The sequence below is a fragment of the Hominilimicola fabiformis genome (genome assembly GCF_020687385.1).
In the GTDB taxonomy this organism is placed as follows: Bacteria; Bacillota; Clostridia; order UBA1381; family UBA1381; genus Hominilimicola; species Hominilimicola fabiformis.
Genome location: NZ_JAJEQM010000015.1, coordinates 46,880 through 62,235 on the forward strand (window position 1 = coordinate 46,880; position 15,356 = coordinate 62,235).

Sequence of the window (15,356 nt, forward strand, 5' to 3'; positions counted from 1 at the left end):
ATTTGTGTATAAATTAGTGACAGCCGCCGCAAGTGCTGCAATCATGCGTACAGTTTGGATCTTGTCCTGTGATGTAGAAATTCAGCATTTGATTAACTTGATTAACCATTGCGTCAAATTCTTTCTTTGCATCAATGTACTTCTTTATTGATTCCGATTTTTCAAGCATTTCTTCAAATGCTTCATTATTCTTCTGTATAGCTTCTTCACGCGAAATCTTGTTGTTTTGCATATCGCGTGCAAGGTTCATTCTCTGCAAGTTGAATTCCTTTAAAAGTGCCTGTGCCTCGTCATCATTTTCTTGTAAAATCTCGGCATTCTTTGCATTTTTCATTTCTTCTGAATTTTGGATAAGTTCTCCAAGTTCTCTTGTCTTTTCGATTATTTCGTTCATATTATTAAATTCCTTTCTTATTCTGCAATCTCACCGTTAAGGCTCCATGTGTGTGCCTCGGTAATTCTTACGTCTATATATTTTCCTATAAGCGATTTATCGCCCTTAAAGTTTACTATCTTTGAACTGTCACAACGGCCCGAAAGTGTTGTTTCGTCATTCTTGCTTACACCGTCGACAAGCACCTTTTCAACCCGTCCTACATACGCCTCATTTTTGCGTTTTGAAATTTCATTCTGTACTTCCAAAAGCTTGTTGAAATTCTCGTGTATTTCTTCGTCTGTAAGTACAAAATCAAGCTTTGCCGCAGGAGTTCCCTCACGTCTTGAATATATAAATGAGAATATGTTATCATACTCAACCTTACGAAGTACGTCAAGTGTTTCCTCAAAATCTTCCTTTGTTTCCGTTGGAAAACCGACTATAATATCGGTTGAAAGAGAAATGTTCGGTATTCTCTTTTTAACCTTTTCAATCTTTGCAAGATAATCTTCTTTTGTGTACTTTCTGTTCATTTCTTTCAAAATCTTGTTTGAACCTGCTTGAACAGGAAGATGAAGTTGTTTACAAACCTTGTCACATTCCGCAATCGCATCAATAAGTTTATCGCTCAAATCCTTTGGGTGTGATGTCATAAATCTGATACGTTCAACGCCCTCAATGTCATTTACCATACGAATAAGGTCTGCAAAGTCAACATCTGTGTCAAGGTCTTTGCCGTATGAATTTACATTCTGTCCTAAAAGTGCAATTTCACTGCAACCTCTTGCCACAAGTTCCTTAACTTCAGCTATAACCGCCTCAGGTGTACGGCTTCTTTCACGTCCGCGTACATACGGTACAATACAGTATGAGCAGAAATTGTTGCAGCCGTACATTACAGATACCCATGCTTTTTTATCATCGTCACGCATAATAGGAATATCCTCTGCGATTGCACCGTCACTGCTGTCAATATCGACAACTGTTTTCTTTTCGTGAATTGCTCTGTATAAAAGCTCCGGCATTTTGTAAAGTGCGTGTGTTCCGAAAACAAGGTCAACATGTTCGTGTACTTTTTTGATTTTCTCGGTAATATGCTCCTGTTGTACCATACAACCGCATACACCGATAACCATATCTTTTCTTTCTTCTTTGATGTGCTTTAAAATACCGAGTCTGCCGAAAACCTTTTGCTCCGCATTTTCACGCACCGCACAAGTATTATATATAACAACATCAGCTTTGTTGCTGTCGTCCGTAAAATCAAACCCCGCCTGTCTTAGCATACCTCTTATACGTTCGGTGTCGTTTTCATTCTGCTGACAACCGTATGTTTCGGTAAGCGCTAATTTTGCGTGTCCGTTTTGAGCAGCATAACGCATATTTTCTTCTTTGAGTTTCATTATATAGCTTTCTTGCTCCGCCATCTGCTCCTTAGTTATAAGCTTTGCCATTTACATTTCTCCTATACTTCAAAAGTAAAGTTAATTATATCACATTTAAATTGTAATTACAACTTAAAATTCATAATCGCAAACACGTCTTTCCGCTACATACGGACGCACATACGTTGCACCGACAGCTTTGTGTTCAGGGTGATTTTGGTAAGTGTTTAAATCCTCTTTTGTTTCAAACTCCGATACAAGTACTACATCTGACGCGGCGTCTGTATCGTTGAAATTAAGTCCGACTTCAATGTTTACCAAAACATCTATTTTACCCTTTAAAGCCTCAAGATTTTCCTTTATATCCTTTGCTCTCTGCTCTTTGTCTTCACTCTCTGCCATTCTCCACATTACTATATGCTTAACCACGTTAAATTCCTCCTAAATACATATACATTTATTATATCATCTTATTTTAATTTTTTCAATAAAATATGTGGTTTTTATTAAAAAATAGTGGTATAATAAACCCATAAATATCTGAAAGGACAGATTATTGTGAAAAAGCTTTTAAAAACAGCAGCGCTTACGGGCGGAATATTATTTGCCGTCAAAGGTTTGGACAACAGAATTGAAGTTACACATTACGATATATCGTCACCGAAAATCCCCGAAGGATTTGACGGATATAAAATTTTACAAATTTCAGATTACCATGCAGACAGCGTACCGGGGCTGATTGAGGAAATCGAACACGAATCGCCCGACATTATAGTTTCGACAGGTGACCTTGTTCACGACACAGGCTCATACACACCCGGAGTACGTCTATGCAAACATCTTATCGACATTGCACCCGTTTATGCGGTAACGGGCAATCACGATTTATGGCGAAGTGACTACGATGAATTTGAGCGAGAACTTACCGAAGTCGGCGTTAAAACATTGCATGACGAGCGTGTCATTTTAAAGCGTAACGAAAGCGAAATTTCACTTTCGGGAATTGACGATCCGTTTGCTTTAAACAGTGTCAAAATCGCCGAAAATATCGAAAATTCACTTGCGAAACTGCCACGTTACAACGGATATGACATACTGCTTTTTCACCGTGCGAATTTATTCGACAGATTAAAATACCGCGGTTTCAACCTAATTCTTGCAGGTCATATGCACGGCGGGCAATTCAGAATACCGAAAGGCAGAGGTGTCGTTGCACCTAAATCAAGCTGGGGCAGTAAATCGTCAATGTTCTTTCCGAAATACTTTGCCGGGCATTACCACGCACCGCACACCGATATGATTGTAAACAGAGGTATAGGCAACCCTATGCTTTTGCCGAGATTGTTTAACCGACCTGAAATAACGGTCATTACATTAAAACACAAAAAGGAGATATAAAAAATGGAAAACAAAAGACCTTTCAAAACAATTTACACTTGTTTCCCGCAAGGAAAACACAAGGTACTTACAATGAGTTACGATGACGGTAAGATTTTCGACAGAAAGCTTATCGAGATTTTCAACAAATACGGTATCAAGGGTACATTCCACCTTAACACAGGTATTATGCCTGTTGATGAGGACAGAATACAGCTTTCGGAAGTCAAGGAACTTTACAAAGGTCACGAAGTATCGTGCCATACAAGCACTCACCCAACTATTGAACGTTGTCCGCTTGACCAAGTTGTTCAGCAAGTAATTGAGGACAGAAAAGCACTTGAGGACGCAGTCGGCTATCCCGTAAGAGGTCTTAGCTACCCTAACGGCTCATACAGCAAGGATATTATCAATCTTCTTCCTGCCTGCGGCATAGAATACAGTCGTGTTGTCGGAAGTACGGACGATTTTGCATTTCCCGACAATTTTCTTGAATGGAAATCTACCTGTCACCACGGTCACAACCTTATGCAGAATGCAGAACGTTTTGCCGACCTACATAAGACACAATATCTTTATATGATGTACGTTTGGGGACACAGTTATGAATTTGACCGCGACAACAGCTGGGATTTAATCGAAGGTTTCTGTAAATTTATCGGTGGACGTGACGATATATGGTACGCTACAAATATTGAAATCGTTGACTATATGAATGCCGCAAAAAATCTTAAATACACCGCTAAGGGAGACAGAGTTTACAATCCTAACGCAATATCTGTATGGATTGAAGTTGACGGTCAACATTACGAAATCAAACCGGGAGAACTTAAAGAAATATGACGGAAAAAGAACTTTTTCCTCCTGTACGTGATTTATTCGTAAAACGCGGATACAAAGTCAATGCAGAGGTGCGTGACTGTGACGTTACCGCAACGAAAGACGACGAATTTATTATTATAGAGTTAAAGAAAAATTTATCCGTAACACTTTTGGCACAAGGTCTGAAAAGGCTCAAAACAGGTGCAGACGTATATATCGCCGTACCCAAGCCGAAAAAATATTCACTGAAAAAATTCCGCAACACATTTGCGGTGATAAAAAAACTTGAACTCGGACTTATATTCGTTTCAGTTCGCGGCAGTCATTCATTTGCGGAAATCGTATTTGAGCCGACCGAATTTAAACCGACAACACGCGACTATCGAAAAAGGCGTGAAATTCTCACAGAAATCAACGGCAGAACGATTGACACAAACACAGGCGGTGTGACGAACACCAAAATCATAACCGCTTACACCGAACAATGTATACATATCGCGTGTATCCTTGATATGTACGGCGATTTGTCGCCGAAACGCATAAAGGAAATCAGCGGTATTGACCGTGCGTATAATATTCTAAGAATGAATGTTTACGGTTGGTTTTATAACGTCAAAAAAGGAGTCTACGGTATAACGACAGAAGGACGCAAAGGACTTTTGGAATATCCCGAACTTGAAAAATACTATACCGAACTTTTACAAGAGAATACAGAAAACGGCTCACCTTTGTGAGCCGTTCAGACTGTCGACAAATTGTCCGGAACGTGCAATATATTATATTTTTATATTTTAAAGTTTAATTTATAGCTATAAAAAGCAACAGGCAAGCCTATCTTCGATATACGGCTTGCCTGTGCACTTTTTGTGAAAATAAACTCTAGCGTACAACCGTACGCCGACAAGTTCATTTTCGCAAAATCCGAACTGATTTCTCGACCTCTGCCAGCGTGTAGACACTTTTGTCTACACGCTGAACGGCTCACCTTTGTGAGCCGTTTTTTGAATTGCTTTTCTTTAATATTCTTGCTTCTTTTAAAAGATAATCTCTGTTGTTAAGGTTCGCATCTATGATAACCTCGTCTATCAACTTTCTCAGCACATCGCCGATTTCTCTGCCGGGGCGGTAGCCAAGACGTATAAGGTCCTTGCCGTTTACCGCAAGATGCGAAACAAGATACGGCTGTCTTTCAGCCAAAATCTGCTTATAAATCTGCATTGACGCGTCTATTCTGTTTTTCTTTTCGGGGAAATGCTCAAGATTTTTCGCCATATTGTCCGCCGTTTGCAGTATCAAAAGTTTTTCAAAAAGCACCTCACCCGTTCTTGCCATCATTCGCTTAACAGCAGGCAACGACGGCTCAACTCTTACATCATGATTTTCAACAAGTATCGAAACTTCACGAATTGTGTCGTTATCCATACGCAATCTGTGCATAAGGTCAACCGCAATTTTACAGCTTTCTCTGTGATGTCCGTAAAAATGAATTATACCGTTTTGGTCCGTACTCGAACAACACGGCTTGCCAATATCGTGCATAAGTGCCGCCCATCTCAATACCAAATCATTCGGCGTACACTTAACGGTGTGCATAATATGTTCACCGACATCATAAATATGATACTTGTTTCTCTGCGGTTCACCGAAACATCTTTCAAGTTCCGGCATTATATATTGCAGCAGTCCGCACTCGTGCAATTTCCGAATATAGTCGGGATTTTCTGAAAGAAGCATTTTATTCACTTCCTCCAAAATTCTTTCATGACTGACTTTTTTTATAAGCACCGCACATTTTTTTATTGCTTTCCATGTTTCGTCCTCAATTCTGAACGAAAGCACCGCACTGAAACGTATCGCTCTTAACATTCTAAGTGCGTCCTCTTTAAATCGTTTTTCGGGATTACCTACACATCTGATTATCTTATTTTCAATATCATGCTGACCGCCGAAATAATCAATTATACCCGTTTTCGGCAAATACATCATCGCATTTATGGTAAAATCGCGTCTTGCACAATCTTCCCTTGCATCATCGACAAAACATACACTCTGCGGATGTCTGCCGTCACTGTATTCACCGTCAGTTCTGAACGTGGTAACTTCATAACCTGTCTTGTTGTGAACAACCGTAATCGTACCGTGCTTTATACCCGTATCAATCGTACGGCGGAAAAGTTTTTTCACTTCTTCAGGTCTTGCACTCGTTGCAATGTCGTAATCATGCGGAGTTTTGCCCATAATCGTATCACGCACCGCACCGCCTGCCACAAACGCAGAAAAGCCGTCTGTTTCCAGGCGACTTAAAATATTCATAACGCTGTCAGGCAGTATAAACTCCATAATTTTCCCCTTTTTACCCCTTATTCTCTGTAAAAATTATAAATCTTATACTCGATATATGTCAATAGTTTTGTATATAATGTAAATTGAATTTAATATTCTGATTGCAATTATCTCCTATTGCTCATTTTGTTCTTTGCACATCTCGATACACTGCTTTATCACCGCATTTATTCTTTCAATCTGTGTATCTGTCAACTGTTCCATTTCTTCAATCAATATTGATGCAGGATCACGTCCTTTTATCAAATAGTCGGGAGTAGTTTCGAGAATTTCACAAAATTTTATAAAGTTTTCAAGTTTTAAAGCTTTCTTGCCGGATTCCGTTCCTGAAATCATCTGTATACTGACGTCCATTTTTTCAGCCAAATACTCCTGCGTATACCCAAGCTCAATTCTTCTCTTTTTAACTCTCTTTCCTATATCCTCAAACAATTTCTTATTCATATTACCACTCCAGATAAAATACTGTATTTTATCTTAGCGTGCCATACGCTGACAGAGGTCGAGAAATCAGTTCGGATTTTGCGAAAATGGACTCGTCGGCGTACGTGGGTACGGTAGAGTTTATTTTCACAAAAAGTGCATAGGCAGAGGTCGAGAAATTAGTTTGGATTTTGCGAAAATGAACTCGTCAGCGTACATGGGTACGGTAGAGTTTATTTTCACAAAAAGTGCACAGGCAAGCCGTATATTAAAAATAGGCTTGACTGTTTATTTATTATAGCTAAAAAATTAAAAATATTAAAATAACATTTTGCACGTTCCAGACAATTTGTCGACACTCTGCGGCAAGCCTATGCACTTTGCGGACAATTTATCGCCCTCTGAGATAAAATACTAATTGTATTTTATCAACTAATAGTTTAAATTATAATCAAGAAACAGTTTAATTTATTAAAATAACGGTTGACTAATATATTGATTTATGTTATACTCTTTTCAGTTGGTAATTATTTATCAACAAAAAACATTCAGTCATTACGCTTCCCCAATTACAGCATTTGACTGAATGTTTTTTCTTTTATGAACCGCTCTGCAAAACCGTAACGGCTTTGCAGACAATCTGTCTTTAATTACATAGTTTCTATTTCGTGAATTTTTTTAATTCTGTCGGCATGTCTGCCGCCTTGAAATTCCGCTTCAAGATAAGTGTCAACAATCATATTTGCAAGCTCTCTGCCCAAAACACGACCGCCCATACAAATAATATTTGCGTTATTATGTTCCTTTGACATTTTCGCACTGAACACATCACCGCAAAGTGCCGCTCTTATACCCTTAAACTTATTTGCCGCCATTGATATTCCTATACCTGTACCGCAGATAAGTATACCGCATTCACATTCACCGTCAAGAACAGCCTTGCATACAGGCTTTGCACAGTCGGGATAATCAACACTTGCCTCACTGTATGTTCCGAAGTCTTTAACCTCAATACCCTTTTCCTTTAAATGTTCGATTATATGTCCTTTTAGTTCAAAACCGCCGTGGTCACTGCCTATTGCTATCATTTACTTTCTCCTTTTTCTTTGTTTTCTCTTTCTTCAAGCTCTCTTTCGGCTTGAGATTTTCTTATATAATACGGTTTCATTTCAAGATACGATTGCGTTTCACCGCGTTTTGCCTTATCAAGTGCAAGTGCCGCAACCGATGACGCTCTTGAATTTAATGCATTTGCAGGCGGGAATATCGCCTTGTCACCAAGTTTTTCTTTAATGTATTCCCTATACACCTTAACACCGTCACCGACAAATATAGTATCAAGAAATTCACCGCAGCTTTCAAGGCATTCATCAATGCTGATTGCCTCAGGCTCTCCGATTTCCTTAAAACCCTCGTCCCAAATATAGCTTGCTGTAAACACATTGTCACGTCTTGCGTCCATTATCGGCACAATTATATGCTCCGCATACGGCACGTTATATGCAAGTGCCTCAAGTGTTCCGACGCTCACCACAGGTTTGCCCGTTGCGTGTGCAAGTGCCTTGACAGTTGCAACGCCTATACGAAGTCCTGTAAACGAACCCGGTCCGATAGCCGCCGCAAATATGTCAATATCCTGAACGGTCAATTCAAGCTCCGACAAAATCTGTTCTATCATTGTCATAATCTTCTGCGAATGAGTTTTTTTATGATTTAAAATATACTCACCAAGCAAAAGCTCATCTTCCATAACCGCAACAGTAGCGACATTGGACGAGGTATCTATTGCAAGAACTCTCATTTTTCTGCCTCCGTTTTTTGAATTTCGATTTTTCTGTAATTATCGTGACGACTGTAATCCTTCGATATAGTAACGTCATATCGGTTTTCGGGAAGTATGTCGTCAATAAGCTGCGGCCATTCGATAACGCTTACACCATCGCCGTAAACATATTCTTCATAGCCGATTTCATACATTTCATCACTGTCTGCTATGCGGTACACATCAAAATGATACAAAGGAAGTCTGCCGCTGTATTCATTCACAATCGTAAAAGTCGGACTTGTGATAGGCACATCAATTCCGAGTCCCTTTGCAAGTCCCTGCACGAATGCTGTTTTGCCGACACCCAAATCACCGTACATACAAAGTACGTCACCTGCCTTTAAAGTTTTTGAAAACTTCTCGGCAAATTTTTGTGTTTCTTCATAACTGTTTGACTCAAATTCCATAATTAAAATAACCCTGTTATCTTTCCGTCTGCATCAACGTCTATATTATCAGCCGCCGGCACTTTCGGAAGTCCCGGCATAACCATTATATTACCCGTTTCAACAACGATAAATCCCGCACCGTTTGAAACTCTTACGTTGCTTACCGTAATTTCAAAATTTTCAGGTCTTCCCAAAAGTTTTGCGTTGTCAGACAATGAATACTGCGTCTTTGCCATACATACAGGCTTTTTATCAAGACCGAGTTCTTCAAGTCTTGCAATCTGCTTTTGTGCTTTCGGTGTGTAATTAACACCCTTACCGCCGTAAATTTTTGTCACGATTTCATTAATCTTATCTTTGATTGACATATCGGTATCGTATGCCGGTTTAAAATCAGCTTTTTGGTTTTCGACCGCCGAAATAACCTTTTCGGCAAGGTCCAATCCGCCCTCACCGCCTTTTGCAAAGACTTCGCTAAGCGCACATTCTGCACCCAATTCGTGACATCTTTCAATGACAGTATTAAGTTCTTCTTCACTGTCCGTATCAAAACGGTTTACCGCTACAACAACCGGTACTCCGAATGACTTCATATTTTTAATATGTTTTTCAAGGTTTACGATACCTTTTTTCAAAGCGTCAACATTTTCTTCTTTAAGGTCGGTCTTTTTAACTCCGCCGTTGTATTTAAGTGCACGAACAGTCGCAACAATAACAACTGCGTCAGGACTTATTCCGGCCATACGGCACTTAATATCCATAAACTTTTCGGCACCCAAATCTGCGCCGAAACCTGCCTCTGTTATTGTATAATCAGAAAGCTTCATAGCAAGCTTCGTAGCTTGTACACTGTTACAGCCGTGTGCAATGTTTGCGAACGGACCGCCGTGAATAAAGCAAGGTGTGTATTCAAGCGTCTGAACAAGGTTAGGCTTTATAGCGTCCTTCAAAAGTGCCGCCATTGCACCCTGTGCCTTTAAATCCGAAGCCTTAACGGGCTCACCGCTGCGGTTATAACCGATTATAATTTCACCCAAACGTTTTTTCAAATCCTCCAAATCGTTTGCAAGACAAAGTATCGCCATAACCTCCGATGCAACAGTAATCATAAAACCGTCCTCACGCGGAATACCGTTCACCTTTCCGCCCATACCGACAACAACGTGACGTAAAGCTCTGTCATTCATATCGACAACACGTTTCCAAACAATGTTTGTAACATCAATATCAAGTGCGTTACCCTGATGAATGTGATTATCAATCATTGCCGAAAGCAAGTTATTTGCCGCCGTTATAGCGTGCATATCACCTGTAAAATGAAGATTTATATCTTCCATCGGTACAACCTGACTGTAACCGCCGCCTGCAGCACCGCCTTTAATTCCCATAACAGGTCCAAGTGACGGCTCACGAAGTGCCAAAACGCACTTTTTGCCCATATTGGTAAGTGCGTCGCCAAGTCCGATTGTTGTCGTTGTTTTACCTTCACCCGCCGGAGTAGGATTTATTGCCGTAACAAGAATCAGCTTTCCGTTTTCATTGTCCTTAACCTTTCCCCAAAGTTCAGAGGCAATCTTAGCCTTATACTTTCCGTAAAACTCCAAATCGTCCTCTGCTATGCCGATTGATGCGGCAACATCACGGATATGCTTCATTTTTGCATTTTGTGCAATTTCAATATCTGATAGCATATTCATATCCTCCCTTAAATTTTCTATTGTGCATTAAAATGTTAATATCTTTATAAAGTGAAATAGAGCTGAACAGTAAAATTAATCCAGCTCGAAAATATTTAATCGTTATTTAATCAGTTATTATTGAAATAACCTCTGTCCTCACGAACTTTTCTAAGTAGCAAGTCCAATCTGTGTTCAACGTCGTTAAGAACGTCATCAACATATTGGTCTGTATCAGTCTTAATTTCGATAGACTTCTGTTGTGCGGCATTAACAAGCTCATTAGCCTGTTCATATGCAGCCTTTGTAATTTCGTGTTCGTCAATAAGCTGCATTTGAGTTTCTTCGGCATTCTTCTGAATAGCCTCGGCTCTGTTTTCAGCCTCTGACAAAATTCTTTGTCTTTCTTCCTTAACCCACTTTGCTTCCTTTAGCTCGTCAGGGTATACAAGACGAATTTCCTGAATGTAGTCTAAAAGTTCACCCTTGTCAATCATAACCTTTCCGGTTAGAGGTACAGCCGATGCTTTTTCAATAGCCTCCTCCATCATATCGACAATTTCCATGATATCCATATCCATATCCATTTCGTTCAATCCTTTCATCCCTACTTATATTTTTCTTCGATTGTTTCTATTATTTCACAAGGTACAAGACCTGTCAAATCTCCATGAAATCCCGCAAGCTCCTTAACCATGCTCGAACTGATATATGAATACTTCGTATTCGTCATCATAAACATAGTTTCGTATTCGGGATTAAGAGCCTTATTCAGAAGTGCCATTTGAAATTCATATTCAAAGTCAGCTACGGTTCTCAGGCCCTTAACAATCACCGTTGCATTTTTGCTGGCAGCAAAATCAACCAATAATCCCGTAAAAGTATCCACTTCCACATTATCCAAATGTTTAGTTACCAAGCGAATCATCTCAACTCTTTTTTCAGCAGAAAAAAGAGGGGTTTTGCTTGCATTGCTTAAAACTCCGACCACCAATTTTTCATAGACACGGCTTGCTCTTTCGATAATGTCAAGGTGTCCGTTAGTTATCGGGTCAAAACTTCCCGGATAAACTGCAATTCTCATTTGTTCTTCTTTCCTCTTAGGCTTATCCCACAAAAGCCGATTTAATTGCTTACATCGTATGATGTAATTTGGGTAGCTGCCGACATTTTAGCGACAAGCTCAATTATTTTTCTTATATACCGTGATATATGTTCTGCCGTACTTTCTCTGTCTGTACATTTCAAGTCCGTCAAAATCATCATGAAAATCAGTTCCGTCACTTTCCAGAACCACTATACCATCCTCGTTTAACAGATTGTTTTTGACAATACACTCAAGTACAGGTTCGATAAAGTTTTTATTATACGGAGGGTCAAGGAAAATCACATCGAATTTTTCCTTTGCCCTCTCCATATAATCAAAACATGACGTATTAATAATTTCACAGTAATCCGAAAAATCCAAAGAATTTGCATTTTTCTTGATAATATCAATCGAACGCTTGTCTTTATCAAGGCAAACGGCTTTTTTTGCACCGCGTGAAATCGCCTCAAAGCTCAAAGCACCGCTGCCGGCAAACATATCAAGGCACACCGCATCGGGTATAAACGTCTGAATTATATTAAATACAGACTCCTTAACTCTGTCAGTCGTAGGACGAACATCATCACCCTCAAATTCAAAAAGTTTATGTCCGCGTCTGATTCCAGATATTATCCTCATGCACAATCCTCCATATTATTCTTCTATATTCTAACCTACTTTTTGCAAAAGGTCAACAATGTTATTGTTTTTTTTCCTAATTTACATAAAATATCAATCGTTTTGTAAAGGATTTGATACATAGTATACATTAAATGCTAAATTTCATCAATATCTTCCGTGAATTCAGGAATGTTAATTCCTCTCACATATTCGTTGTTAGGTACAGGCGGTTTATCCATTTCAGGACCTATATAGAAACCTGTTTGTGTACACTGATTGTAAGCGGTATTTTGGAATGCAACGCTTAATCTGTAAACACTGTCGTGCATAAACGTATAGAACTTATGGTCTGTAAGGTCTGTTGTTGTGTAAATACGAAGTTCCGTATCGTCCTCATTTCTCCAAACAGCCTCTTCTCTCCAGTCACCCAAAATATCGGCTTGGATACAAGGTGTACCCTTCTTCCAGTTGTTTGAAAGAGTACCCTTAGGGTCAAGGATTGTCACAAGTTTGTTGTTTTCATAATCCCACTTATAAATTTTCGGATAACCGACTGCCTTTTCATCATCAAATTCGTGGTCAAGAAGTTCACGGATAAGGTCGCCGTCCCACCAAATAGCAAAATCTATTGATTCAGGGCCCTTTTCATTGATAAGTTCACCCTCCATTGTGTAGATACCGTCATCCATTACCCAACACTGATTACCTTCATATCTCGGGTCAATCTTCGCGCAAAGTCCTCTTGTTGTGTCACGGCCTGTAAACTTACCCCACTTAATCTCGCCTGTTGCAGGGTCACGCACTTCAAAACCGTATTCGGCACTGTCGTGTTCGTGAATTTGGAAGAAGTCAAGGTTAGGTGTTTTCTTTGTGAAGTTACCAAGGTTCATACAGTCGCCGTGTTCAAGGCCTGTTGAGTAAATACCCTTACCGTCATGGTCAACAGCCATTGCGCCGTAAACGATTTCGTCAAGTCCGTCGCCGTCAATATCACCGACACCAAGATTGTGGTTACCTTGATTTGTGTATTCGATATTCTGATCCTTGTTAGCAAGGAACTTCCAACGCTTAACAAGTTTATTGTCAATTACGTCATATGCAACAAGCACTGTCGGACAACCGTGGTCATAGTAACCTCTACACATTACAACGCTCGGATTTTCACCGTCAAGATATGCTACGCAGGCAAGGAAACGGTCGACTCTGTTACCCCAAGAATCGCCCCATTCACGAACGTTGCCTCTCGGCGGATCATAATCGACAGTATCCATAATTTCGCCTGTTTCACCGTTGAACAATGTCAAGTATTCCGGACCTTCAAGAATGAATCCGTCCTTATTTCTGTAATCCGCGTCCTTGTCACCGATTACGTTACCCTTGCCGTCAACAGTTGCGTCTGCGGTTTTGCATACAAGTTCTGCCTTACCGTCATTATTAAAGTCATACACCATAAATTGTGTATAGTGTGAACCCGAACGGATATTACGTCCGAGATTAATTCTCCATAGCTTTGTACCGTCAAGCTTGTATGCGTCAAGCAAACATTCACCTGTTATACCCTTGTGTGAGTTATCCTTACCGTTTGCGTCCCAACGAAGAATGATTTCGTATTCGCCGTCACCGTCAAGGTCTGCAACAGACGCGTCATTTGCGGTATAAGGATATGAATTGCCGTCAGGGTCAACAAAGTTTTCAGGCTTGTCAAGAGGAATTGATATATAAGGTGCATTTACAACTTTAACTTCCGCACCCTTTTTCTCAGCCTTATTACCCTTTACGGCTTTGATTGTGTAAACGTCTTCCGGTTTACCGTCTTTGTCAAGATAGTTTGTAGAATCGGTGATTACGTCTGTAATCTTTTCACCGTTTCTTAAAATTATAAAGTTAATGTCCTGTTCGTATTCATACGCATTAAGACGCCAGCTAAGGAATACGCCGTTTTCTGTCATCATTGCAACGGCACCTCTGCCCAACGTTTCCATTTTGCGTTTCTTCGGCTTAGCCTCCATATCTATTGTTACCTCACTGCGTTTTGATATACCGCTTGTCGTAACAGCCTCAACCGCATATACGAAAGGTACGTTTGTTATTACTTTATCATCAATGAAATGTGTTTCTTCTGTTTTTCCTATGTACTTGTAAATACCGTAAGGTGCTTTTTGATAAATGTTGTACCAAACCGCCTCCTTAAATCCGTTCCACACAAGTGTTACGGAATTAGGAGTTTCCTTTGCGTCAAGCTCTGTTATCTCACCGGCAACGCTCTTGCCGTCAACGACTTCAACATCAATCGTAACAGACTTATCCGAACAGAACTTATGTGCATACAATGCACACACGCTGTATTCAAATTTATCGCATATTGTAACGTCACCGTCAACAAATTCCTCTGTAATAACTTCCTGAACCTTATCAATTTCGTTATTCTTCGGATTTCTGCGTGACACTCTGTAACCGATAACGCCGTCGGCTTTATCCCAAGTCAATTTAACCGAAGCCGTATCACGTTTTGCGATAACGGCACTTTTAACATTCTTAACTTCAATGTCTTGCTTTTGTGCAATATCAATGCTGTTAAGGCAAGTATGCTTACCCATTTCAAATGCAAATTCAATCTTACCGTCAGTAACTGTAACAGGGAACACTCTTTCCACAACAGTACCGTCACTTACCCATACGCCGTATTTTTCACCGTTGACGTTGTAGAATGTCATAACATCGCCTTCGTCAACATAGTCGCCCGTAGAAACGCGTACAATATATTCGCCGTTTTCAATATCAACGATAAATGACTTTCCGCCCATAAAAAGAAAATCTCTGTTTAATTCCTTTTCACCGATTTTTCTTTCGTCAGCCTCTGCGACTTCCGAAAGTCCAAAACCTTTTTCCTTTGTGTAAACAGATTTTTCAGTCACTTTTGTGTAACCGTCAACAGGCGGTTTCTTACCAAAATCAAAACTTGCCTCTTTCATTTTATCAATTTCCTCTCTAAAATACATTATAATAATTTAATTATACACCAAAATGATGAA

General features: G+C 39.8%; 16 protein-coding genes. 3 read left to right on the plus strand and 13 right to left on the minus strand.

The features are described 5' to 3' along the window. Positions 1–13: 13 nt before the first annotated feature. From LKE05_RS10750 to LKE05_RS10760, 3 genes are all read right to left on the minus strand, one after another. Complete coding sequence (locus LKE05_RS10750; protein ID WP_022230627.1) at positions 14–394, minus strand: YlbF/YmcA family competence regulator; 381 nt, start codon at positions 392–394, stop codon at positions 14–16. 17 nt (positions 395–411) lie between these two features. Further along, positions 412–1,758: a tRNA (N6-isopentenyl adenosine(37)-C2)-methylthiotransferase MiaB gene (gene miaB, locus LKE05_RS10755; RefSeq protein WP_482489569.1), complete on the minus strand. Its 1,347-nt coding sequence runs from the start codon at positions 1,756–1,758 to the stop codon at positions 412–414. A gap of 135 nt (positions 1,759–1,893) precedes the next feature. Beyond that, complete coding sequence (locus LKE05_RS10760; protein ID WP_022230629.1) at positions 1,894–2,190, minus strand: Dabb family protein; 297 nt, start codon at positions 2,188–2,190, stop codon at positions 1,894–1,896. Between the two features lie 129 nt (positions 2,191–2,319). On the opposite strand from LKE05_RS10760, the gene LKE05_RS10765 reads away from it, so the two are divergent. The 3 genes from LKE05_RS10765 to LKE05_RS10775 are packed head-to-tail and all read left to right on the plus strand — an operon-like array spanning position 2,320 to position 4,694. Next, a complete protein-coding gene (locus LKE05_RS10765) occupies positions 2,320–3,159 on the plus strand; it encodes a metallophosphoesterase (protein WP_308456858.1) in 840 nt (279 codons plus the stop codon). Positions 3,160–3,162: 3 nt separating this feature from the next. Further along, positions 3,163–3,981, plus strand: a complete 819-nt coding sequence (locus LKE05_RS10770; RefSeq protein ID WP_117967052.1) for a polysaccharide deacetylase family protein — start codon at positions 3,163–3,165, stop codon at positions 3,979–3,981. After that, a complete protein-coding gene (locus LKE05_RS10775) occupies positions 3,978–4,694 on the plus strand; it encodes a DUF2161 family putative PD-(D/E)XK-type phosphodiesterase (RefSeq protein ID WP_308456859.1) in 717 nt (238 codons plus the stop codon). The genes LKE05_RS10770 and LKE05_RS10775 overlap by 4 nt, the downstream gene beginning before the upstream one ends. Positions 4,695–4,941: 247 nt before the next feature. Here the strand turns inward: LKE05_RS10775 and LKE05_RS10780 are convergent, their stop codons facing one another. The 10 genes from LKE05_RS10780 to LKE05_RS10825 form a co-directional block, all read right to left on the minus strand. Continuing rightward, complete coding sequence (locus tag LKE05_RS10780; protein ID WP_308456860.1) at positions 4,942–6,300, minus strand: CCA tRNA nucleotidyltransferase; 1,359 nt, start codon at positions 6,298–6,300, stop codon at positions 4,942–4,944. Between the two features lie 117 nt (positions 6,301–6,417). After that, complete coding sequence (locus tag LKE05_RS10785; RefSeq protein ID WP_308456861.1) at positions 6,418–6,747, minus strand: helix-turn-helix domain-containing protein; 330 nt, start codon at positions 6,745–6,747, stop codon at positions 6,418–6,420. A gap of 629 nt (positions 6,748–7,376) precedes the next feature. Then, a complete protein-coding gene (gene rpiB / locus LKE05_RS10790; RefSeq protein ID WP_118445714.1) occupies positions 7,377–7,814 on the minus strand; it encodes a ribose 5-phosphate isomerase B in 438 nt (145 codons plus the stop codon). Next, on the minus strand, positions 7,811–8,527 hold the full coding sequence (gene tsaB, locus LKE05_RS10795) for a tRNA (adenosine(37)-N6)-threonylcarbamoyltransferase complex dimerization subunit type 1 TsaB (RefSeq protein ID WP_308456862.1): 717 nt from the start codon (positions 8,525–8,527) through the stop codon (positions 7,811–7,813). Before tsaB ends, rpiB begins: the two co-directional genes overlap by 4 nt. Beyond that, on the minus strand, positions 8,524–8,958 hold the full coding sequence (tsaE, locus tag LKE05_RS10800; RefSeq protein ID WP_308456863.1) for a tRNA (adenosine(37)-N6)-threonylcarbamoyltransferase complex ATPase subunit type 1 TsaE: 435 nt from the start codon (positions 8,956–8,958) through the stop codon (positions 8,524–8,526). Before tsaE ends, tsaB begins: the two co-directional genes overlap by 4 nt. A 2-nt stretch (positions 8,959–8,960) precedes the next feature. After that, complete coding sequence (locus LKE05_RS10805) at positions 8,961–10,631, minus strand: formate--tetrahydrofolate ligase (RefSeq protein ID WP_308456864.1); 1,671 nt, start codon at positions 10,629–10,631, stop codon at positions 8,961–8,963. A gap of 116 nt (positions 10,632–10,747) precedes the next feature. Continuing rightward, complete coding sequence (locus LKE05_RS10810) at positions 10,748–11,212, minus strand: ATPase (protein WP_483229879.1); 465 nt, start codon at positions 11,210–11,212, stop codon at positions 10,748–10,750. Between the two features lie 11 nt (positions 11,213–11,223). Further along, complete coding sequence (gene coaD, locus LKE05_RS10815) at positions 11,224–11,700, minus strand: pantetheine-phosphate adenylyltransferase (RefSeq protein WP_308456865.1); 477 nt, start codon at positions 11,698–11,700, stop codon at positions 11,224–11,226. A gap of 99 nt (positions 11,701–11,799) precedes the next feature. After that, the gene (gene rsmD / locus LKE05_RS10820) at positions 11,800–12,342 is read right to left on the minus strand and encodes a 16S rRNA (guanine(966)-N(2))-methyltransferase RsmD (protein WP_308456866.1); all 543 of its coding nucleotides are present in this window, start codon (positions 12,340–12,342) and stop codon (positions 11,800–11,802) included. A 137-nt stretch (positions 12,343–12,479) separates the two neighbouring features. Beyond that, positions 12,480–15,323 carry a rhamnogalacturonan lyase gene (locus LKE05_RS10825; protein WP_308456867.1) on the minus strand — a complete coding sequence of 948 codons (2,844 nt, stop codon included), beginning with the start codon at positions 15,321–15,323 and terminating at the stop codon, positions 12,480–12,482. Positions 15,324–15,356: the final 33 nt, after the last annotated feature.